Annotated in this window: 1 protein-coding gene; it reads left to right on the top strand. The window is 65.0% G+C overall.

Going from position 1 to position 303, the window contains the following annotated elements; genetic code table 11:
• The coding region (locus tag U5A58_RS40605; protein ID WP_321965474.1) for an Ohr family peroxiredoxin at positions 1–303 on the top strand (303 nt) is incomplete at its 5' end.

Genomic DNA, 303 nt, shown 5'->3' with positions numbered 1-303 from the left:
GAACCGCATCCGCGAGCCGAGCAGCTGTTCGCCGGTGCATGGTCGGCCTGCTACATCTCGGCACTCGGCATTGCGGCTTCGCTGAAGAAAGTCGCGCTGCCGCCGGACGCTTCCGTGGACATCCAGGTCGACATCGGCCAGACCGGCGCAGCCTGGTTCCTCGGAGCCCATTTCACGGTGCGGATTCCCGGGCTCGCACAGGACGTTGCCGAAGCGATCGCACGCAGCGCCCATCAGATCTGCCCGTACTCGAAGGCCGTACACGGCAACATCGACGTGAACCAGACCGTCGTCACGGCGTAA

The organism is Paraburkholderia sp. J7, assembly GCF_905220155.1.
Taxonomy (GTDB): Bacteria; Pseudomonadota; Gammaproteobacteria; order Burkholderiales; family Burkholderiaceae; genus Paraburkholderia.
Note: the sequence above shows the minus strand (reverse complement) of the source record. Positions and strands in the feature narration are given on the sequence as shown.